Origin of the sequence: Streptomyces sp. Ag109_O5-10, from assembly GCF_900105755.1 — a bacterium.
In the GTDB taxonomy this organism is placed as follows: Bacteria; Actinomycetota; Actinomycetes; order Streptomycetales; family Streptomycetaceae; genus Streptomyces.
The window spans coordinates 4,609,934-4,629,800 of the sequence record NZ_FNTQ01000001.1 but is presented as its reverse complement, the minus strand read 5'-3'; the positions used below and the strand labels follow the sequence as shown (position 1 = coordinate 4,629,800).

Sequence of the window (19,867 nt, the reverse complement as noted above, 5' to 3'; positions counted from 1 at the left end):
GCCGTCGGTGACGTCACCGACGGGGGCCGGACGGGCGGGGAGTAGCGTCGGCCGCATGTATGCGATCACGATTCCCGAACCTGGTGGGCCCGAGGCGCTGGTGTGGAACGAGGTCCCCGATCCCGTGCCCGGCGAGGGCGAGGTGCTGGTCGAGGTGGTGGCGAGCGCCGTCAACCGCGCCGACATCATGCAGCGGCAGGGCTACTACGACCCGCCGCCGGGTGCCTCCCCGTACCCCGGTCTCGAGTGCTCCGGGCGGATCACCGCGCTCGGTTCCGGTGTCTCCGGCTGGTCGGTCGGCGACGAGGTGTGCGCGCTGCTCGCGGGCGGCGGCTACGCCCAGAAGGTCGCCGTGCCGGCCGGGCAGCTCATGCCGGTGCCCGAGGGCCTGGACCTGAAGCAGGCCGCGGCGCTGCCCGAGGTGGCCTGCACGGTCTGGTCGAACGTCTTCATGATCGCCCACCTGCGCCCCGGCGAGACCCTGCTCGTGCACGGCGGCTCCAGCGGCATCGGCACCATGGCGATCCAGCTGGGCAAGGCGGTCGGCGCCAAGGTCGCGGTCACCGCGGGCACGAAGGAGAAGCTGGACTTCTGCGCCGAGCTCGGCGCGGACATCCTCGTCAACTACCGCGAGCAGGACTTCGTCGCCGAGGTGAAGCAGGCCACCGACGGCGCGGGGGCCGACGTCATCCTGGACAACATGGGCGCCAAGTACCTGGACCGCAACGTCCAGGCGCTCGCGGTCAACGGGCGGCTCGCGATCATCGGCTTGCAGGGCGGTGTGAAGGGCGAGCTGAACATCGGCGCGCTGCTCGGCAAGCGGGCCGCGATCAGCGCGACCTCGCTGCGCGCCCGCCCGCTTCCCGAGAAGGCGGCCATCGCCGCGGCGGTGCGGGAGCACGTGTGGCCGTTGATCACCCAGGGCCATGTCCGCCCGGTCGTCGACCGGGAACTGCCGATGGCGGAGGCGGCGCAGGCTCATCGGGTGGTCGAGGCCAGCGAACACATCGGCAAGGTCCTGCTGGTAGCCCCGTAGCCCCGTGGCCCCGTAGATCTGTAGCCGCTCAGCCCCGCCGTACCCGGAGGCCGACGAAGGCGAGGCCGAGCCCGAGGCCGATCAGGACCAGGCCGCTGCCGAGCGGAAGGACCTGCAGCACGGGCTCGGTGGCGTCCTCCTGGCCCGGGCGCATCGCCTGGTCCGTCGTCGGGTGCGGCTGGGGCGAGGAGGCGGGCGCCAGGACGGCCTCCCGGGGCGGCTGGGCGGGGGTGGTAGCCGGGCTCCCGGTGCCGCTCCCGGCGGACTCCGTCGCCGTCCCCTCGCCGACACCGCCCTCGTCGTCCGGCCTGCCGGAGTCCTCCGGGTCGTCCAAGTCGCCGGGGTCGTCGGGGTCGTCCGGGTCCTGGTCCTCGACCTTCGTCCCCGGTCCCTGGGGCCGCCCCGGCCGCATCCGGCCCTCGCCCGCCACGGTGCCGGCGAGCGACGGCTCGGGGGTGGCCGAGGCGTGGGCGGAGTCCGAGGGCACCGGCCCTGGGCCGTACCCGACCGCCGTACCGCACGGCAGCAGGACCGCCGCGAGGGCGAGCAGCAGCCGGACGAGCGCGGGCCGTACCTGACCGAGCGGCCGGTCGTCGGCGCGGCGGAATCGCAGCCTTGGAGTCACGTCGGTGACCTCCTGGAGCACAGTCGTCGTCAGGGCCGACGGTCACCACACTCACATGTGATGACGACTCCGGCATTTCTGACGCGGCCGAAGGGAGTACGGGCTGTCCGGGGCTGTTCTGAGGGGTGGATCAGTCCTCATGGGGGGCACCACGGTGGTGAGGCGCACGGGTGCGAGAGAATGGCGGCATGGAGATGCCGAGGAACGAACGGTCGCCCGAGAATCCGCAGATCCTGGTCGTGGGCCAGGACGGGATGGCACTCGGCGGCGGCAACGGGGACGAGGACTCCCGCGAGGTCCCGGTGACGGAGATGGTGGAGCAGCCCGCCAAGGTCATGCGGATCGGCAGCATGATCAAGCAGCTCCTCGAGGAGGTGCGCGCCGCTCCCCTCGACGAGGCCAGCCGGGCCCGGCTCAAGGAGATCCACGCCAGCTCGGTGAAGGAGCTGGAGGACGGCCTGGCGCCGGAGCTGGTGGAGGAGCTGGAGCGCCTCTCGCTGCCGTTCAACGAGAACGCGACGCCTTCGGACGCGGAACTGCGGATCGCGCAGGCCCAGCTGGTGGGCTGGCTGGAGGGGCTGTTCCACGGGATCCAGACCACGTTGTTCGCCCAGCAGATGGCCGCCCGCGCCCAGCTGGAGTCGATGCGGCGCGCGCTGCCCCCGGGCGTCGGCCACGAGGGCGAGGAGCACGGGCCGGCCGGCCGCTCCGGCGGACCGTACCTCTAGAGCCCCGGCCCCCGGACACCCCGATACGGCGAAGGGCCCGGCGGACAGCCGCCGGGCCCTTTCTGTCGCCCCGTGTGTCAGAGCGCTCCGCGTCAGCAGGCACCGCGTCAGCAGGCACCGCGTGAGTGCGCCCCGCGCCAGGTGCGTCCCGCGCCGGTGCGTCCCGGGTCAGCCCGCCGCCGGGTTGCCCGTCGACACCCTGAGCTCGATGGTCGGCATGTCCTCCGGGGCGACGTCGGTGCCGGCGGACGGGAACTGCTCCATGACCGCGCCGTCGCCGTAGGTGTTCTCGTCCACGGAGACGATCTTCATCCGCCAGCCGGCGGCCTGGAAGCACTCCTTGACCGACTTGATGTACTTGAACTTGAAGTCCGGGACCTGGATCTTGTCCGGGTCGTTGTAGGACTCCTGCGGTTCGGTGCACTCGGTCGAGTCGACGGTCTTCGAGGTGTCGGGCCCGCGGTAGCCCGAGGCGTGCGAGGACGCGGCACTCGCGCCGCTGCCCCCGCCGCCACCACTGCCGCCGGTGCCGTCATCGCCGCCGGTGTTCAGCGCCAGTGCGACGACCAGGCCGATCACCGCGACGAGCGACACGGCGATCGACCCGATGACCACCGGCCGGTTGCTCTTCCCGCCGCCGCCACCCCCGCCGGACGGTCCCTGGGGCGTGATGTCGTACGGCGGCGGGGTCGACGGTGCCGGCTGGGCGTACCCGGCCGGGGTCTGGTAGCCCGCCTGCTGCGGATAGCCGTAGGCGGGTGCGGGGGCGCCCGCCCCGTAGGGATGCGGGGCCGGGGCCGGCTGGTACGGCGTCTGCACCGGGCCGGGAGGTGCCGGCGTCGCCTGGCCGACCGGCGGGAACACCGCGGAGCCGACCCCGGAGCCGCTCTGCGTCGGAGGGATGCCCGGGACGATGCTCGGCGCGGCCGGCTGCAGCGAGGCGGCGACCCGCAGGCACTCGTCGCGCATGGACTCGGCGGTCGGGAAGCGCTCGTTCGGGTTCTTCTTGAGCGCGCGCGCCACCAGTGCGTCCACGGCCGGCGGCAGGGCGCGGTTGACCGAGGAGGGAGCGACCGGCTCCTCCTGGACGTGCGCGTAGGCGATCGCCAGCGGGGAGTCGGCATCGAACGGCAGCCGCCCCGTGACCAGCTGGAACAGCATGATGCCGACCGAGTAGAGATCGGAGCGCGCGTCCACGCCCCGGCCGAGCGCCTGCTCCGGGGAGAGGTACTGCGGGGTGCCGACGACCATGCCGGTCTGGGTCATCGAGGTGACCCCGGACTGCATCGCGCGGGCGATGCCGAAGTCCATCACCTTGACGACGCCGCGCTTGGTCATCATCACGTTGCCGGGCTTGATGTCGCGGTGGACCAGCCCCATCTCGTGGCTGATCTCCAGCGCGGCCAGCACGTCGGCGGTGATCTTCAGCGCCTTGTCGGCGGGCATCGCGCCGTACTGCCGAACGTCCTCGTCCAGGACCGAGCCGAGCGGGCGGCCCTCGACGTACTCCATGACGATGTACGGCATCGTCGAGCCGTCGAGCGCGTCCTCGCCGGTGTCGAAGACGGAGACGATGTTGGTGTGCGTGAGCTTGGCCACTGCCTGGGCCTCGCGGCGGAAGCGCTCGCGGAAGGCCTGTTCCCGGCCGAGTTCGGTGTGCAGGGTCTTGATCGCGACCTGCCGGTCGAGGACCGAGTCGTAGGCCAGGTGCACGGAGGCCATGCCGCCCTCGCCGAGCAGGTCGCGCAGCTGGTAGCGGCCACCGGCCAGAGCCCGCCCCGCGTAACGGCCGTATGTGCCGTCCTGGCTCATTTTCCCCGTCCCCCGCCCGGCACTCGGGCACCCTTGTTGATCGAATGTCCCATTCCCGGCCAAGTCTGCCGGAGGGCACCGACACGTCAAGCGCGGTGCCCGTTCCGTGACCGTACGCGAATCAACGGCTGCGTGAGCGTTACAGGTGCCCTACGTCCGGTACACAGAATTTGCACGACGACGAGTGGTACGGGTTTGATGGCCGGTCCGTCCACGGGCCGGATCCCGGACCGACGGGTTGCGTGGAGGCTGTAGCGTGGCCGACGGAGACCGTGACAACACCGCGCGCACCGCGGGCAGAAACGACGGCGAGGACCGATGGCACAGACGCACAGCGCCCAGGGCCCGTCCGACCCCGAGGCGACTGGCGGCGGCATGTCAGACGCGCCGGAGATGTGGGGCAACCAGGGCCTGGTCGGCGACGGCCGGTACCGGCTGACCCACCGGCTCGGGCGGGGCGGCATGGCCGAGGTGTTCGCGGCCGAGGACGTACGGCTCGGCCGTACCGTGGCAGTGAAGCTGCTCCGGGCCGACCTCGCCGAGGACCCGGTCTCCAAGGCCCGCTTCACGCGCGAGGCGCAGTCGGTCGCCGGGCTCAACCACCACGCGATCGTGGCGGTGTACGACTCCGGCGAGGACGCGGTCGGCGGCCAGTCCGTGCCGTACATCGTGATGGAGCTGGTCGAGGGCCGCACCATCCGCGACCTGCTGATCGACGCCGAGGCCCCGGGCCCCGAGCAGGCCCTGATCATCGTCTCCGGTGTCCTCGACGCGCTGGCCTACTCGCACCAGCACGGCATCGTGCACCGCGACATCAAGCCCGCCAACGTGATCATCACGCACAACGGCGCCGTCAAGGTGATGGACTTCGGCATCGCCCGGGCGCTGCACGGCGCCTCCACGACGATGACGCAGACCGGCATGGTCATGGGCACGCCCCAGTACCTCTCCCCGGAGCAGGCGCTCGGCAAGGCCGTCGACCACCGCTCCGACCTGTACGCCACCGGCTGCCTGCTCTACGAACTCCTCGCCCTGCGGCCCCCGTTCATCGGCGAGACGCCGCTGTCGGTGGTGTACCAGCACGTCCAGGACATCCCGATGCCGCCCTCCCAGGCCTCCGAGGGCGCGGCCCCGCCGGAGCTGGACGGGCTGGTCATGCGCTCGCTCGCCAAAGAGCCCGACGACCGCTTCCAGACCGCCGAGGAGATGCGCGGCCTGGTCCAGTACGGCCTGCAGATGCTGTACGACCAGGGTGCCCACACCGGCACCTGGAACACCGGCCCGGTCACGGTGCACGACGGCCGGCAGACCCCGGCGGCCGGCTTCGCCGGTACGACCGCGATGCCGCACCCGGCGACCGCGGGGACCACGCAGATCCCGCAGCCGATCCTGCCGGGCGGTTACGGGGCCGGGGACGACGGCGGTTTCGAGGGGCACGGCAACAAGGGCAGCGGCCGCGGCAGGCTGTGGATCCTGGCCGTCCTCGCGGTGATCGCCATCGCGGCGGGTGTCGCCCTGGCGCTCAACAAGGGCGGTGGTGGCGACGGCGGCGGCAGCGGTGCGTCGCAGTCCCCGACCGCCTCGCAGACCACCAAGGACGAGACGCCCAGCTCCAGCCCGTCGGACGAGGCCAGCGACACGGCCACGGACACGGCGACCGACCACAGCGGTTCGGGCAACAGCGGCAACTCGGACTACACGCCGTCGCAGACCCCGTCGTACACCCAGTCCCAGACCCAGAGCAGCGAGCCGACCGACGAGCCGAGCGACACGGCGAGCGCCTCGCAGCCGACCGACACCGAGAGCTCGCCGGACACGCAGCCCTCCGACACGACAGGCGCGGGCGGCGACGGCGGCACCGACGCCGGCACGATCGCCGGCACCGGTGTCGGCGGCGGTTGAAGGACACCGACGCCGCTCGGCTGACCGGCCGCCACCGGCTGCCGGCGGCGGCTACCGCACGAACGCGTCGCACACCGCGTCGTACTCCCCGGTCCACCACACGGCGAGCGCCGAGGCGGCCGGGAACTGGGGGTCCGCGCGGGTGTCGCCGCGCTCGTAGTGCCAGCGCAGCATCCAGAAGTCGTTGAGCCGCTCCCACCACACGCGGTGCACGGCCGCCGCGAGCTCCGAGGGCGTGGCTCCGGCCGCGCGCCGGTACGCGCGCGCGTACGCCCGCACCTTACGCAGGTCGAGCGCCCCCGCCGGGCGCACGAAGAAGATCGCGGCGGCGCGGACGGCCTCCTCCGCGCGGGGCTGCACGCCGAGCCGGTCCCAGTCGACGATCGCGGCGGGCTCGTCGTCCTTGTAGAGCAGGTTGAACGGGTGGAAGTCGCCGTGCACCCAGCCCACCGAGGCGCCGCGCGGGGGGCGGCGGGCGGCGTGCTGCTCCAGGAGGGCGCGGCGTTCGAGCAGCCGGTGGCGGGCGAGTTCGTCGAAGGCGTCGGCGGGGCGGTGCCGGCTGACGTGGGCGAGCAGGTCGTCGATGAGCGCGTAGGTGTCGAAGGGGTCGGCGCTCTCGACGGGATGCGGGCTGGTGGCCGGGCGGGTGCGCCCCTTCGGCGGCATCACGCGCTCCAGGCAGGCGTGCACGGCGCCGAGGAGTGCGCCGAGTCGCGCGCATTCCCCGCGCGTGAGCTGTCCGCCGTGCCGGTGCCGGCCGTCGATCCAGGGGTGCAGCGCGTAGGCGTGGCCGCCGACGACGGCGACCGTTCGGCCGTCGCGGTCGGCGAGGGGCGGGGCGACCGGGACGCCGAGGGCGGCCAGCCGCAGGGTGGCCAGATGACGCCGCTCGATGGCGGCCGGGTCGGCGGTGTCGGGGTCGAAGTGGTGCTTCAGGAAGTAGCGGCCGCGGGTCGTGCAGAGGCGGTAGCCGCGGTTGAGCAGACCCTGTTCGACCGGTTCGCAGGCGAGCGCGGAACCGGCGGCGTACCGCCGGAGCAGGGCGCCCAGAGGGGGCGCGTGAGGCACGAGGGGTGGTACACATGAGCGCGGCACGCGCCAGATGCTAGGGCAAGCGGCAGAGCCGTGAGCTGGGCGTTGTCACAGGCAGTCGCCGACGGTCGCTTTCGGTCATGTGGTGGACCGCTGCGAATGCAAGTGCGAAAGGCGGCCTCCCGAGGCGTGGCGCGGGGCGTAGGGTCGCGGCGCCGCACCCGGCGCGCGCCCGGCCATCGGTGAGCAGACCAGACACCTCGACGTCTTCCCGCAGCCCCGGCCGGCGGGATAACGTGCCGTAGCTCCGGCCTCCTGCAAGGCTCTGACCAGCAACCTTCCGGCCCGCGTCGACCTCCTTGGGAACCCAAGCGGAAAATACTTGGATTTCCAAGCAAAAACGCAGGTCAGGAGGGGTTTCACAGAAATGTGGAGCACTGGGTAACGTGCATCTTGCAGGGCGCTCGCCGGGGCACCTGTCACGCCTGTTCCCGGCCGAGTGGCACACACCCCGTGCCACGGGTGTCGGAAGCAGGTGAGCCGCACTGGTTCACCCGGCAACCCCGGGGGCCGGACCGACGGAGGAGCACACGTGAGCGTGGACAGCAGTGCCGCGGGCACACCGCGACGCAGCGCCGCAGGCAAGGCCGGTACCACCGGCAGCAAGACCGGCACCAAGCGCACCACCAGCCGCACCACCACGAAGAAGAGCACCGAACCCGAGCTCGTGCAGCTGCTGACCCCCGAGGGCAAGCGGGTCAAGAACGCCGAGTACGACGCGTACGTCGCCGGGATCACCCCCGAGGAGCTGCGCGGTCTGTACCGCGACATGGTGCTCACCCGCCGCTTCGACGCCGAGGCCACCGCCCTGCAGCGACAGGGCGAACTGGGCCTGTGGGCGTCCCTGCTCGGCCAGGAGGCCGCCCAGATCGGCTCCGGGCGGGCCACCCGCGAGGACGACTACGTCTTCCCGACCTACCGCGAGCACGGCGTCGCCTGGTGCCGAGGGGTCGACCCGACCAACCTGCTGGGCATGTTCCGCGGCGTCAACCACGGCGGCTGGGACCCCAACAGCAACAACTTCCACCTCTACACGATCGTCATCGGCTCCCAGACGCTGCACGCCACCGGCTACGCGATGGGCGTCGCCAAGGACGGCGCGGACTCGGCGGTCATCGCCTACTTCGGCGACGGCGCCTCCAGCCAGGGCGACGTCGCCGAATCGTTCACCTTCGCCGCGGTCTACAACGCCCCGGTGGTGTTCTTCTGCCAGAACAACCAGTGGGCGATCTCCGAGCCCACCGAGAAGCAGACCCGCGTCCCGCTCTACCAGCGCGCCCAGGGCTTCGGCTTCCCCGGCGTCCGGGTCGACGGCAACGACGTGCTGGCCTGCCTCGCGGTCACCAAGTGGGCGCTGGAGCGGGCCCGCAGCGGCGAGGGCCCGACGCTCGTCGAGGCCTTCACCTACCGGATGGGCGCCCACACCACCTCCGACGACCCGACCAAGTACCGGGCCGACGAGGAGCGTGAGGCCTGGGAGGCCAAGGACCCGATCCTGCGCCTGCGCCGGTACCTGGAGGCCGCACACCACGCGGACGAGGGATTCTTCGCGGAACTCGAGGCCGAGTCCGAGGCGTTGGGCAGGCGAGTGCGCGAAGCGGTACGGGCCATGCCGGACCCGGACAACTTCGCCGTCTTCGAGAACGTGTACGCCGACGGGCACGCGCTCGTCGACGAGGAGCGAGCCCAGTTCGCCGCCTACCAGGCGTCGTTCGCGGACGTAGAGGGGGTCTGACCATGGCAGCGGAAAAGATGGCTCTGGCCAAGGCGATCAACGAGTCGCTGCGCCGCGCCCTGGAGTCGGACCCCAAGGTCCTCGTCATGGGCGAGGACGTCGGCAAGCTCGGCGGTGTCTTCCGGGTCACCGACGGCCTGCAGAAGGACTTCGGCGAGAGCCGCGTCATCGACACCCCCCTCGCCGAGTCCGGCATCGTCGGCACCGCGATCGGCCTCGCCCTGCGCGGCTACCGCCCGGTGGTGGAGATCCAGTTCGACGGCTTCGTCTTCCCGGCGTACGACCAGATCGTCACCCAGCTCGCGAAGATGCACGCCCGCTCGCTGGGCAAGGTCAAGATGCCGGTCGTCGTCCGCATCCCCTACGGCGGCGGCATCGGCGCGGTCGAGCACCACTCCGAGTCCCCCGAGGCGCTCTTCGCGCACGTGGCCGGACTCAAGATCGTCTCCCCGTCCAACTCCTCGGACGCCTACTGGATGATGCAGCAGGCCATCCAGAGCGACGACCCGGTGATCTTCTTCGAACCCAAGCGCCGCTACTGGGACAAGAGCGAGGTCAACACCGAGGCCATCCCCGGTCCGCTGCACAAGGCCCGCGTGGTCCGCGAGGGCACGGACCTGACCCTCGTCGCCTACGGCCCGATGGTGAAGCTCTGCCAGGAGGCCGCCGACGCGGCCGCCGAGGAGGGCAAGTCCCTGGAGGTCCTGGACCTGCGGTCCGTCTCCCCGCTGGACTTCGACTCGGTCCAGGCCTCGGTCGAGAAGACCCGCCGCCTGGTCGTGGTCCACGAGGCACCGGTGTTCTTCGGTTCGGGCGCGGAGATCGCCGCCCGCATCACCGAGCGCTGCTTCTACCACCTGGAGGCCCCGGTCCTCAGGGTCGGCGGCTACCACGCCCCCTACCCGCCGGCCCGCCTGGAGGAGGAGTACCTTCCGGGCCTGGACCGGGTGCTCGACGCCGTCGACCGTGCCCTGGCGTACTGAGGAGAGGGTCGTGACGACGATGACGGAAGCGTCCGTACGCGAGTTCAAGATGCCGGACGTGGGCGAGGGGCTCACCGAGGCGGAGATCCTCAAGTGGTACGTCCAGCCCGGCGACACGGTCACCGACGGCCAGGTGGTGTGCGAGGTCGAGACCGCGAAGGCGGCCGTCGAACTCCCCATCCCCTACGACGGCGTGGTCCGCGAGCTGCGCTTCGCCGAGGGCACCACGGTGGACGTGGGCACCGCGATCATCGCGGTGGACGTGTCCGGCGGAGCGCCGGCCGACGAGCCCGCCGCGGCCCCGGCCCCGGCTCCGGAGCCCGAGGAGAAGCCGGAGGGCCGCCAGCCGGTCCTCGTCGGCTACGGCGTGGCGGCCTCCTCCACCAAGCGCCGCCCGCGCAAGGGCCCGGAGACCACCGCCGCCGAGGCGGCGGTCCAGGCCGCCGTCCAGCAGGAACTGAACGGCCACGGCCCTGCTCCCGCCCCGGCCCCCGTCGAGGAACGCCCCCGTCCGCTGGCCAAGCCGCCGGTGCGCAAGCTGGCGAAGGACCTGGGCGTCGACCTGGCCACGGTGGTCCCGTCCGGCCCGGACGGCATCATCACGCGTGACGACGTGCACGCGGCGGTGGCGGCGCCGGAGCCGGTGGTGGCGACCGCCCCGGTGACCCCTGCCGCTCCCGCGGCCCCTGCCGCCTCGTACGACACGGTCCGCGAGACCCGGATCCCCATCAAGGGCGTCCGCAGGGCGACCGCGGCGGCGATGGTGGGCTCGGCGTTCACGGCCCCGCACGTCACGGAGTTCGTGACGGTGGACGTGACCCGCACGATGAGGCTGGTGGAGGAGCTGAAGCAGGACAAGGACCTGCAGGGCCTCCGGGTCAACCCCCTCCTCCTCATCGCGAAGGCGCTGCTGGTCGCCATCAGGCGCAACCCGGACATCAACGCGTCCTGGGACGAGGCGAACCAGGAGATCGTGCTCAAGCACTACGTCAACCTGGGCATCGCCGCGGCCACCCCGCGCGGCCTGATCGTGCCGAACATCAAGGACGCCCAGGACAAGACGCTCCCGCAACTGGCGGAGGCGCTCGGTGAGCTGGTCGGGACGGCCAGGGACGGCAAGACGTCACCCGCCGCGATGCAGGGCGGCACGGTGACCATCACCAACGTCGGCGTCTTCGGCATCGACACGGGCACGCCGATCCTGAATCCGGGCGAGGCGGCGATCCTCGCCGTCGGCGCGATCAAGCTCCAGCCGTGGGTCCACAAGGGCAAGGTGAAGCCGCGCCAGGTCACCACGCTGGCACTGAGCTTCGACCACCGCCTGGTCGACGGCGAGCTGGGCTCCAAGGTCCTGGCGGACATCGCGGCGATCCTGGAGCAGCCGAAGCGGTTGATCACCTGGGGCTGAGAGCCGACGAGAAGCGGGAGAAGGGCGTGACCGTGACTTCCAGTCATGGTCTCGCCCTTCTTTGACCTGCGTAAACGCTGAGAGCGTAAGTTCTGCTCACGGTCTCGGCACACTCTCAACCTGAGCGGCATAAGCTGAGAGCGGGCGGCCGCAAGTTCGGATTGCAACCGCCCACTCTCGTTCCTTCACCTCTCTCAGGGCTGGTTGAGCACGTAGACCGGTGCCCCGTCCTCCGTCCCACCCCGCGAGTGGATACAGGTGTGCTTGCGCAGCAGACGGAGACACTCCCCCAGTTCCTTGCACACGTCCACCGCCGGAAACCAGTGCCTCCCGTCCGGCATGGTCAGCCGTCGTACTCGCGCTCCGGTCGCCGCGTACACGAAGTCGCTGATGTCGATGGCCTCGTGGCGGCCGGCGGGCTTCGCCTTCTTGTCGGGTTCGTTCATGTGAACCACCTCCGCTGCGGAACCCAGGGCAGAGAAAATCAAATATGCCAGGCAAATACCTCGATGTTCATGAATGCGAGGGAAGAGCGCGAGTTCTGCTGCGCGAGGTCGTCCGGGTATGGCAAAAGGCCCGCCGCACGGGGTGCGGCGGGCCTTCGTCGGCTTGGTGCCAGGTGGGTCAGATCTTCGTGAAGCCGTAGTTCAGGAGCTTCGTGGCGTCCGTCGCGCGCTGGGTGATCGAGGAGGAGGCGAGGACGGTGCCGATGACCGTCTTGCCGTTCCGGGTCGCGGCGAAGACCAGGCAGTACTTGGCCTCGGGGCCGGAGCCGGTCTTGATGCCGATGGCGCCGCTGTAGCTGCTGAGCAGCGTGTTGGTGTTGGTCCAGGCACCCATGGTGCGGGTGGAATTGGTCTTGGTGATCGTCTTCGCGGTGTAGGACTTCGTCTTGACGACCGTGCGGAACGTGGAGTTCTTCATCGCGCTGCTGGCGATCTTCGTCAGGTCGCGCGGTGTCGAGTAGTTGTTGCCGTTGCCGATGCCGTCGAAGGAGTCGAAGTGGGTGTGGGTCAGCCCCAGGTTCTTCGCGGCGGTGTTCATCTTGGAGATGAAGTTGGCGACGCGCTTGGCGCGGGTGGTGCCCGATCCGTACGTGTCGGCGAGCGCGTAGGCGGCGTCGCAGCCGGAGGGCAGCATCAGCCCGTAGAGCAGCTGGCGGACGGTGACCTTGTCGCCGACGATCAGGTGCGCCTGGGAGGCGTTGTTGGCGACGACGTAGTCGCTGTACGCCTTCTGGATCGTGACCTTCTTGTCGAGGTTCAGGTTCGACTGCGCGAGCACGACCTTGGCGGTCATGACCTTCGTGGTCGAACCGGTCGACAGCTTGGTGTCCGCCGCCTTGGTGTACAGCGTCTTGGCGTTCGCGTTGTTCATGATGAAGCCGCCCTTGGCCACGATCGAGGGCGTGGTGACGGCCTGCGCGGGCGCCGCGGTGAGGGCCCCGGTCGCAAGCATCGCGCCGGAGGTGACGGCGATGGCGACGGCCTTGCGGAGGCGAGTGCCCTTAATACCGGTAATCAACTGAAATACCCCGAGTCGAGTCGAGTCGTAATGCCCCTGGCGTGCGGCCGAGTTGGGGGTGCCGAAGCGAATGGGGCCGCACGTGTGTGACACGTAAGTAGCACAGATGGTTGTGCAGCCGCTGAGAGCGATTTAGATCACGTCCGGATGGTGGACGACCGTGCCGCTTGCGTACGTGTTGTATCTAAGCTGTAGGCATGAGCCTGGCCGTCAAGCAGCCCCCCGCCGCCGACCGCGTGTACTCCCATGTCAAGCAAGGCGTCCTGGACCGCCACTACGAAGGCGGCACGCTCCTCACCGAGGGCGAGCTCGCCGAGGCCGTCGGAGTCTCCCGCACCCCGGTACGGGAGGCGCTGCTGCGGCTGGAGGTAGAGGGTCTGATCAAGCTCTACCCGAAGAAGGGCGCCATGGTGCTGCCGGTCTCCGCGCAGGAGATCGCGGACGTGGTGGAGACCCGGATGCTGGTCGAGGAGCACGCCGTGCGCAAGGCCGTACCGGCGTCGGCGGGGCTGGTGGCCCGGCTCGAGGAACTGCTCGACCGGCAGAAGACCGAAGCCGCCGCGGGCGACCTGGCCGCCGCGGCCGTCACCGACCGCTGCTTCCACGCGGCGATCGTCCGTGACGGGGGCAACGAGATCCTCTCCCGCCTCTACGACCAGCTGCGCGACCGCCAGCTGCGGATGGGCGTCGCGATCATGCACGCGCACCCCGACCGCGTCGCCAAGTCGCTGACCGAGCACGAGGAGATCCTGGACGCGCTGCGCGCCGGGGACGCCGAGCATGCGGTCGGTCTCGTGCACCGGCACGTCGACTGGTTCGCGCACCTGGCGCGGGGTGAGGTCCGATGAGCCGCGACAGCGTGTCGCTGCCCGGTGATCCGCCGGGCGGCCGGCGGGCCGTGGTGATCTGGAGCATAGGCGTCTCGGTCTACTTCGTCGCCGTCATCTTCCGTACGTCCCTCGGGGTCGCCGGCCTCGACGCGGCGGACCGCTTCCACGTGGGCGCCTCGGCGCTGTCCACGTTCTCCATACTTCAGCTGCTGGTCTACGCCGGCATGCAGATACCCGTCGGCCTGCTGGTCGACCGCCTCGGCACGAAGAAGGTCCTGTCCATCGGCGCCGTGCTGTTCACCGCCGGGCAGCTGGGCTTCGCCTTCTCCCCGTCGTACGGCACCGCGCTCGCCTCGCGCGCGCTGCTCGGCTGCGGTGACGCGATGACGTTCATCAGCGTGCTGCGGCTCGGCACCCGCTGGTTCCCGGCCCGCCGCGGGCCGCTCGTCGCCCAGCTGGCCGGTCTCATCGGCATGGCGGGCAACCTCGTCTCCACGCTGGTCCTGGCCCGGCTGCTGCACGGCGTCGGCTGGACCCCCGCGTTCGCGGGCAGCTCGCTCGCCGGTGTGGTCGTGCTGGTCCTCGTCCTGTGCCTCCTGAAGGACCACCCCGAGGGGTACGAGCCGGCGCCCTTCCCGCACCAGGGGGCCGGGTACGTCCGCAAGCAGATCGCCGCGTCCTGGCGGGAGCCGGGGACCCGGCTGGGGCTGTGGGTGCACTTCACCACCCAGTTCCCGGCGATGGTGTTCCTGCTGCTGTGGGGGCTGCCGTTCCTGGTCCAGGCGCAGGGCCTGTCCCGCGCCACCGCCGGTGAACTGCTGACCCTGGTCGTCCTCTCCAACATGGTGATCGGCCTCGTCTACGGCCAGATCATCGCCCGCCACCACGCGGCGCGGCTGCCGCTGGTGCTGGGCACGGTCGGGGCGACGGCCGTGGTGTGGGCGGCGACGCTGGTGTACCCGGCCGACCGTGCGCCGATGTGGCTGCTGGTGGTGCTGTGTGCGGTGCTGGGCGCGTGCGGGCCGGCCTCGATGATCGGCTTCGACTTCGCGCGGCCCGCCAACCCGCCCGAGCGACAGGGGACCGCGTCCGGGATCACCAACATGGGTGGTTTCACGGCCTCGATGACGACGCTGTTCGCGGTGGGGGTGCTGCTGGATGCCACCGGTGACGACTACGCGGTGGCCTTCTCGTGCGTGTTCGTGCTGCAGGCGCTGGGGGTGAGCCAGATCCTGCGATTGCGGGGACGAGCGGTCCGGCGGGAGCGGGAACGGCTGGTGGCGAGCCGGGTGGAGACGGTGCACGTGCCCGCCTGACGTCGCCGTCGGCGGAGAGGCTCGGCGACCTGTGGGGCCGTCGCGCATGCCGCTTTTCTCGTACGGTCTTCCCCGTGCGGCCGGCCCGTGCGGGATCAAGCCGTCGTCGGTACCAGGGTCAGGTAGGCCAGTCCCAGGACGCCTCGGTAGGTCAGCCAGGCCGCGCGGTGGGTGTCCAGGCGGGCCTGGGTCTCCGTCGCCAGGGGGTGGGCGGGGTTGGCCGCGAGCCACACCTCCGTGTCCGCCTGGTAGGCCGACTCGAACTCCTCCCACTCGTCGAGGCTCGCCGTCTCGATCCACTCAGGGCGGAAGCCGGCGGCCACCGCGAGGTCGGCCAGGGTGGCCAGGTCGTGGTGGTCGCCGGCCGAGGCGCCGGGCCACATTCCGGCCAGCTCCGCCTCGGTCGGCGGGCGCTGCCAGAAACCCTCGCCGAGCAGGACCCGCCCGCCGTCGGCCACCAGTCGCCGCAGCTCCCGCAGGGCCGGCCCGGGACCGTCGCCCAGCGCCTGGCTCGCCCCGAGGCAGAGCACCACGTCGGCCGGGCCGCGCCGGGTCTCCACGGCGGACTCCCGGACGAACCGCACCCGCTCCGTGAGCCCCCGCGCCCTGGCGTTGCGCCGCCCGCGCCGGAGGTCCTCCTCCCGCAGATCCACCCCGAGCCCCTGTGCCTGTGGCAGCGCGTCCAGCAGGCGCAGCATCAACTCACCCCAGCCGCAGCCGACGTCCAGCACGGTGGAGGGTCGGGTCGCGGCGAGGCGCCGGACCATCCCGGTCGCACGAGCCTCGGAGAGCGGGCCGTGGAAGGTGAGCCGGGTGAGCCGGGGCGGGAGGTCGTCATGCGGTGCGGAGGCGACTGTCATGCCGGGCACGGTAGGTCCCGGTGACCGGCCCGGAACACCGATTTACCGCGGCCCCCCGCTACTGCGTGACCGCGAAGTTGCGCAGGATCGCCGCCGTCAGCTCCGGTTCGCCCTCCGCCTTCACCCGGTCCGCGACCGCCTCCGGGGTGGTGCGGCCGCAGGCCAGGCGGACGTAGGTCTCCCAGTCGAGGGTGAAGGTGGCGGCGGGGCCGAGGGCGGGGGCGGTTTCGAGGGTGCCGCGGCCCTGGATGTCGACGCGGATGGTGCGCATGAACTCGACGGGGCCGTGCACGTCCAGCACGACCGCCGAACTGCGCGGCGCGTTCGCCTTCTCGGCGACCACGGCGGGCAGCTCGCCGAGCAGCACGTCACGGGCGATGTGCGCGCCGGGGGAGTCGAGGTTGCCGGGGCGTCCGAGAGCGGCCCGCAGATCCTGCTCGTGCACCCACACGTTGAACGCGTGGCCGCGCATCGACTCCTCGAGGGTGAGCTCGCTGCCGAGCGGGCCACGGACCTTGGCGCCCGGGTCCCGCGACTCGTTCCGCAGCTGGCGGTTGCGGCGGATGATCACGTACTCCAGCTCGGAGGTCATCTCCGGCGCGGTGTGGTGACGGCGGACGTCGACCTGCATCTCCATGTAGCGCTGCTGGTCGTTGGTGACGTGGAAGAGGTCGCGCGGCAGGGTGTGGATGGGGCGCGGGTCGCCGAGCATCTCGCAGTCCAGGCCGATGACGTGGGAGACCACGTCCCGCACCGACCAGCCCGGGCACGGGGTCCGCCGGTTCCACTCGCCCTCGACAAGCGGCGTCACCAGCTCGGATATCGCTTCGATGGAGTGGGTCCAGGCGTCGGCGTAGGGCTGGAGGGTGGGATGGAGACTCACGGAACGGGACCCCTCGGCGGTCGGTACTCGGGCAGGTGATGGCGGCGCTGCCAGCGGGAGGTGGCTGCTGTCGGCGGGTGTCTTGAAACGCTAAGTTACGCTGCTGTGAGGCACCCCGGCAGTGCTTTCGTGTGACGATCGTAGGCCCGTGTGGACGGCTCGAATGCCAGGACGGTGGTAGTGTGCGCGCCTCGCTCATCCAGATCGATGTAAACGAGGGCGAATCGGTCGAATCTCGTCGGCAGCGCGTGACCGCACTGGTGCGCGAGCAGGCGGGCGCCGATCTCGTCGTACTGCCCGAGCTGTGGACGACGGGCGCGTTCGCCTACGAGGAGTTCGCCACGGAGGCCGAGCCGCTCGAAGGCCCGACGTACGAGGCGATGGCGAAGGCGGCGAGCGACGCGGGCGTCTGGCTGCACGCCGGCTCGATTCCCGAGCGGGACCCCGACGGCCCCCTCTACAACACGGCTCTCGTCTTCTCCCCCTCCGGTGAGCTGGCCGCGGCCTACCGCAAGATCCACCGCTTCGGCTTCGACAAGGGCGAGGCAGTGCTGATGGGCGCGGGACGGGAGCTGGTGACGGTCCGGCTGCCCGGGACCACAGTCGGCGTGGCCACCTGCTATGACCTCCGTTTCCCCGAACTCTTCCGCGGACTCGTCGACGCCGGCGCCGAGACACTGGTGGTCTCGGCGGGCTGGCCCGAGCGGCGACGCGCGCACTGGACGCTGCTGGCCCAGGCGCGGGCGGTCGAGAACCAGGCGTTCGTGCTCGCGTGTGGAACGGCCGGGACGCACGCCGGGGTTCCGCAGGCCGGTCACTCGATCGTGGTCGATCCGTGGGGCGAGGTGCTGGCCGAGGCGGGCGCCGGCGAGGAGATCCTCACCGTCGACCTCGACCCGGCCCGGGTCGCCGCGACCCGCGAACAGTTCCCGGCCCTCAAGGACCGCATCCTCGGCCTGGACCCCCCGCGCCACCGTTAGCCCCTAGTGCCGCAACAGGCAACGTTCGCCCCGTCCACGACGCCCGGCACGCACTCTCGCCGCACCGGCCGAAAGCCCAAGTACATCCAGTACGAGGACTTCCGGCCGGGACGCCGAGAGCACGCACCGGACGCCGCTCCTTGACGGGCAAACGTTGCCTGCCGCGGCACTAGTCCCCGTCCCGCTCCTTGTCCGCCAGGTGGATCACGCACACCGCCACCGCGATCAGCAGCGCCGGGTCCGCGTCGTCCCGTACGACGTCGACGCCGTAGGTCTCCCGTACGTGCAGCCAGCGCCGGGAGATCACGGCGAGCAGTTCACCGTCGTACTCGACGGCGAACTCGCGGTCGAGGATCTTGCCGCTGACGTCGAGTTCGGTGCCGTCGACCAGGTGGACCCGGTAGTGGTTGCGCAGCAGCGACAGCCGCTTGCGCCGGATGGTGGCCAGGGGCTCACCCTCGCGTTCGATCACCATGGTGTCGCGCAGGGCGAACATCTTCTGGTGGAAGTCGACGAGTACGCGCCCGTGCCGGTCCTTCAGCTCGAACGTGTCGCGCACCCGCATGGCCTTGCCGTCGACGAGGAAGACCTTGTCGCCGCGCTCGTCCTCGATCCAGTAGTCCTCACCGAAGCCGAGGAGCCGGTCGCGTACCAGGAATCTCATACCCGTACCCCTTCCCGCCCCACCGGCCCGAAACGCCGACGGTAGTCCGACGGGCTGAGTCCCGTCCCGCGCCGCAAGCGCGCCCGCAGGTTGGCCGCGGTGCCGAGCCCGCTGCGCGCCGCCACCACGTCCAGCCGTTCCTCCCCACGCTCGATCAGCCGGCAGGCGAGGGCCACCCGCTCCCCCGTCAGCCAGGCCAGCGGGGTGGTGCCCAGCTGGGCGCGGAACCGGCGGTACAGGGTGGCGGGGGAGACGGCGGCCCGCGCGGCGAGGTCCGTCACGGTCAGCGGCTGTCCGAGCCGCTCCTGCGCCCAGGCCAGCAGCGGGCCGAGCGATTCGTCCGGCACCTCGGGCACCGGCCGTTCCACGAACTGCCGCTGTCCGCCGTCCCGGTGCGAGGCGAACACCAGCCGTCGGGACACCGCGTTGGCGATCTCGGCGCCGTGGTCCTGCCGCCAGACGTGCAGCCCCAGGTCGAGCGCGGCCGCGCTGCCCGAGGCGGTGAGCAGGTCGCCGTCGTCGACGAAGAGCACGTCCGGCCGGAGCAGCACCCGGGGATGCAGTTCCCGGAAGGCGTCCGCCCAGCGCCAGTGCGTGGTGGCCGGCCGTCCGTCCAGCAGCCCGGCCTCGGCGAGCGCGAAGGTCCCGGTGCAGAAACTCACGATCCGTACCCCACGCGCGTGTGCGCGCCGGACGGCGTCGAGAACGTCGGCACCGCGCGGTACGACGTTGTCGGGCCGTCCCGGTACGACGAGCGTGTCCGCCTCGTCCACGGCCTCCAGCCCCGCCACCCCGCTGAGCGTGAAGAAGCCGTGGTTCATGCGCACCTCGGGGCTGGGCGCGCAGAGCGTCACCTCGTACGGCGGGACGGACATCCCCAGCTCGGGCCGCGGCAGCCCGAACAACTCGGTGGCGACCCCGACCTCGAACGGATTGGTGCCCGCATCGACGATCACGGCCACCCGGTGAGTCGACCGGGTCGGCTGAGAGGATCCTTGCGCCATATGCCATTTCTAGCACTCACGCAGACGTCGGCCGAAGCCTCAGGATGACTGCCATGACCAGCGAACCCGTCTCCCTCGGCCAGGCCCTCGCCTCCTTCGACGAGCTGTGGAGCCCCCGCATCGTCACCGCCGTCAACGACTACGACGTCCGCGTCGCCAAGGTCGGGGGCGAGCACCTCTGGCACGTGCACGACCACACCGACGAGTTCTTCCTGGTCCTGGAGGGCGAACTGCACATCGCCCTGCGGGAGCCGGCCGGCGAGCGCACGGTCGTCCTCCCGAAGGGCTCGGTCTTCACCGTCCCCAGGGGCACCGAGCACAAGCCGTACGCGCGTGTGCCCACCGAGATCCTGCTCTTCGAGCCCACCGGAACCCTCACGGTGGGCGATCGGCACGACGAGGTTCCCGGCCACGTGGACGCGACGACCGGACACGTCCTCACCTGACCGGGCCGTGGACTCCGGCCGTGGAGCGAGGCCGGGTCA

18 protein-coding genes and 1 pseudogene are annotated in these 19,867 nt (G+C 71.2%); 10 read left to right on the top strand and 9 right to left on the bottom strand.

All coding sequences use genetic code 11. The features are described 5' to 3' along the window. The first annotated feature begins 55 nt into the window (after positions 1–55). Entirely contained in the window at positions 56–1,036 is a 981-nt protein-coding gene (locus BLW82_RS21145) for an NAD(P)H-quinone oxidoreductase (protein WP_093500724.1), read from the top strand. A 28-nt stretch (positions 1,037–1,064) separates the two neighbouring features. On the opposite strand, the gene BLW82_RS21140 is transcribed toward BLW82_RS21145, so the two are convergent. Further along, the gene (locus BLW82_RS21140; protein ID WP_143063703.1) at positions 1,065–1,661 is read right to left on the bottom strand and encodes a hypothetical protein; all 597 of its coding nucleotides are present in this window, start codon (positions 1,659–1,661) and stop codon (positions 1,065–1,067) included. A gap of 188 nt (positions 1,662–1,849) precedes the next feature. On the opposite strand from BLW82_RS21140, the gene BLW82_RS21135 reads away from it, so the two are divergent. Continuing rightward, the gene (locus tag BLW82_RS21135; RefSeq protein WP_093500720.1) at positions 1,850–2,389 is read left to right on the top strand and encodes a bacterial proteasome activator family protein; all 540 of its coding nucleotides are present in this window, start codon (positions 1,850–1,852) and stop codon (positions 2,387–2,389) included. A gap of 168 nt (positions 2,390–2,557) precedes the next feature. Here BLW82_RS21135 and BLW82_RS21130 read toward each other — a convergent pair whose 3' ends face one another. Beyond that, positions 2,558–4,201, bottom strand: a complete 1,644-nt coding sequence (locus tag BLW82_RS21130) for a protein kinase domain-containing protein (protein ID WP_093500718.1) — start codon at positions 4,199–4,201, stop codon at positions 2,558–2,560. Positions 4,202–4,519: 318 nt separating this feature from the next. Between BLW82_RS21130 and BLW82_RS21125 the strand changes: the two genes are divergently transcribed. Continuing rightward, on the top strand, positions 4,520–6,103 hold the full coding sequence (locus BLW82_RS21125; RefSeq protein WP_093500716.1) for a protein kinase domain-containing protein: 1,584 nt from the start codon (positions 4,520–4,522) through the stop codon (positions 6,101–6,103). A 51-nt stretch (positions 6,104–6,154) separates the two neighbouring features. Here the strand turns inward: BLW82_RS21125 and BLW82_RS21120 are convergent, their stop codons facing one another. Further along, a complete protein-coding gene (locus tag BLW82_RS21120) occupies positions 6,155–7,171 on the bottom strand; it encodes a phosphotransferase (RefSeq protein ID WP_177233023.1) in 1,017 nt (338 codons plus the stop codon). 556 nt (positions 7,172–7,727) lie between these two features. On the opposite strand from BLW82_RS21120, the gene pdhA reads away from it, so the two are divergent. The 3 genes from pdhA to BLW82_RS21105 are packed head-to-tail and all read left to right on the top strand — an operon-like array spanning position 7,728 to position 11,321. After that, positions 7,728–8,930, top strand: a complete 1,203-nt coding sequence (gene pdhA / locus BLW82_RS21115; protein WP_093500715.1) for a pyruvate dehydrogenase (acetyl-transferring) E1 component subunit alpha — start codon at positions 7,728–7,730, stop codon at positions 8,928–8,930. Between the two features lie 2 nt (positions 8,931–8,932). Next, positions 8,933–9,913 (top strand): alpha-ketoacid dehydrogenase subunit beta, encoded by a 981-nt coding sequence (locus BLW82_RS21110; RefSeq protein ID WP_093500713.1) that lies wholly within the window; start codon positions 8,933–8,935, stop codon positions 9,911–9,913. 10 nt (positions 9,914–9,923) lie between these two features. After that, the gene (locus tag BLW82_RS21105) at positions 9,924–11,321 is read left to right on the top strand and encodes a dihydrolipoamide acetyltransferase family protein (RefSeq protein WP_093500711.1); all 1,398 of its coding nucleotides are present in this window, start codon (positions 9,924–9,926) and stop codon (positions 11,319–11,321) included. A 287-nt stretch (positions 11,322–11,608) separates the two neighbouring features. Here the strand turns inward: BLW82_RS21105 and BLW82_RS44535 are convergent. Together BLW82_RS44535 and BLW82_RS21100 are read right to left on the bottom strand one after the other, a co-directional pair. Continuing rightward, positions 11,609–11,767: pseudogene (locus tag BLW82_RS44535) on the bottom strand (DNA-binding protein); the annotation flags it as partial. A gap of 178 nt (positions 11,768–11,945) precedes the next feature. Further along, positions 11,946–12,845 (bottom strand): D-alanyl-D-alanine carboxypeptidase family protein, encoded by a 900-nt coding sequence (locus BLW82_RS21100; protein WP_093500709.1) that lies wholly within the window; start codon positions 12,843–12,845, stop codon positions 11,946–11,948. Positions 12,846–13,042: 197 nt separating this feature from the next. Between BLW82_RS21100 and BLW82_RS21095 the strand changes: the two genes are divergently transcribed. Both BLW82_RS21095 and BLW82_RS21090 read left to right on the top strand, forming a co-directional pair. After that, positions 13,043–13,693, top strand: coding sequence for a GntR family transcriptional regulator (locus BLW82_RS21095; protein ID WP_093500707.1), 651 nt, complete (start codon positions 13,043–13,045; stop codon positions 13,691–13,693). Further along, on the top strand, positions 13,690–14,991 hold the full coding sequence (locus BLW82_RS21090) for an MFS transporter (protein WP_093500705.1): 1,302 nt from the start codon (positions 13,690–13,692) through the stop codon (positions 14,989–14,991). Before BLW82_RS21095 ends, BLW82_RS21090 begins: the two co-directional genes overlap by 4 nt. A 95-nt stretch (positions 14,992–15,086) precedes the next feature. Here BLW82_RS21090 and BLW82_RS21085 read toward each other — a convergent pair whose 3' ends face one another. Next, positions 15,087–15,851, bottom strand: coding sequence for an SAM-dependent methyltransferase (locus tag BLW82_RS21085; RefSeq protein WP_093500703.1), 765 nt, complete (start codon positions 15,849–15,851; stop codon positions 15,087–15,089). A 58-nt stretch (positions 15,852–15,909) separates the two neighbouring features. After that, complete coding sequence (locus BLW82_RS21080) at positions 15,910–16,734, bottom strand: maleylpyruvate isomerase family mycothiol-dependent enzyme (protein ID WP_093500701.1); 825 nt, start codon at positions 16,732–16,734, stop codon at positions 15,910–15,912. Positions 16,735–16,916: 182 nt separating this feature from the next. Between BLW82_RS21080 and BLW82_RS21075 the strand changes: the two genes are divergently transcribed. After that, on the top strand, positions 16,917–17,714 hold the full coding sequence (locus BLW82_RS21075) for a carbon-nitrogen family hydrolase (RefSeq protein WP_093500699.1): 798 nt from the start codon (positions 16,917–16,919) through the stop codon (positions 17,712–17,714). A gap of 169 nt (positions 17,715–17,883) precedes the next feature. Here the strand turns inward: BLW82_RS21075 and BLW82_RS21070 are convergent, their stop codons facing one another. Together BLW82_RS21070 and BLW82_RS21065 are read right to left on the bottom strand one after the other, a co-directional pair. Continuing rightward, positions 17,884–18,378 (bottom strand): LURP-one-related/scramblase family protein, encoded by a 495-nt coding sequence (locus tag BLW82_RS21070; protein ID WP_093500697.1) that lies wholly within the window; start codon positions 18,376–18,378, stop codon positions 17,884–17,886. Next, on the bottom strand, positions 18,375–19,382 hold the full coding sequence (locus tag BLW82_RS21065; RefSeq protein ID WP_093500695.1) for a GlxA family transcriptional regulator: 1,008 nt from the start codon (positions 19,380–19,382) through the stop codon (positions 18,375–18,377). Before BLW82_RS21065 ends, BLW82_RS21070 begins: the two co-directional genes overlap by 4 nt. A gap of 53 nt (positions 19,383–19,435) precedes the next feature. Here BLW82_RS21065 and BLW82_RS21060 point away from each other — a divergent pair, with 53 nt between their 5' ends. Beyond that, on the top strand, positions 19,436–19,828 hold the full coding sequence (locus BLW82_RS21060; protein ID WP_093500693.1) for a cupin domain-containing protein: 393 nt from the start codon (positions 19,436–19,438) through the stop codon (positions 19,826–19,828). Positions 19,829–19,867: the final 39 nt, after the last annotated feature.

Excerpts from the sequence above, each read along its gene's own strand:
- BLW82_RS21145 (WP_093500724.1), top strand. The coding sequence starts at position 56 with ATGTATGCGATCACGATTCCCGAACCTGGTGGGCCCGAGGCGCTGGTG.
- BLW82_RS21135 (WP_093500720.1), top strand. The coding sequence starts at position 1,850 with ATGGAGATGCCGAGGAACGAACGGTCGCCCGAGAATCCGCAGATCCTG.
- BLW82_RS21130 (WP_093500718.1), bottom strand. The coding sequence starts at position 4,201 with ATGAGCCAGGACGGCACATACGGCCGTTACGCGGGGCGGGCTCTGGCC.
- BLW82_RS21125 (WP_093500716.1), top strand. The coding sequence starts at position 4,520 with ATGGCACAGACGCACAGCGCCCAGGGCCCGTCCGACCCCGAGGCGACT.
- BLW82_RS21110 (WP_093500713.1), top strand. The coding sequence starts at position 8,933 with ATGGCAGCGGAAAAGATGGCTCTGGCCAAGGCGATCAACGAGTCGCTG.
- BLW82_RS21095 (WP_093500707.1), top strand. The coding sequence starts at position 13,043 with ATGAGCCTGGCCGTCAAGCAGCCCCCCGCCGCCGACCGCGTGTACTCC.
- BLW82_RS21090 (WP_093500705.1), top strand. The coding sequence starts at position 13,690 with ATGAGCCGCGACAGCGTGTCGCTGCCCGGTGATCCGCCGGGCGGCCGG.
- BLW82_RS21085 (WP_093500703.1), bottom strand. The coding sequence starts at position 15,851 with ATGACAGTCGCCTCCGCACCGCATGACGACCTCCCGCCCCGGCTCACC.
- BLW82_RS21070 (WP_093500697.1), bottom strand. The coding sequence starts at position 18,378 with ATGAGATTCCTGGTACGCGACCGGCTCCTCGGCTTCGGTGAGGACTAC.
- BLW82_RS21065 (WP_093500695.1), bottom strand. The coding sequence starts at position 19,382 with ATGGCGCAAGGATCCTCTCAGCCGACCCGGTCGACTCACCGGGTGGCC.
- BLW82_RS21060 (WP_093500693.1), top strand. The coding sequence starts at position 19,436 with ATGACCAGCGAACCCGTCTCCCTCGGCCAGGCCCTCGCCTCCTTCGAC.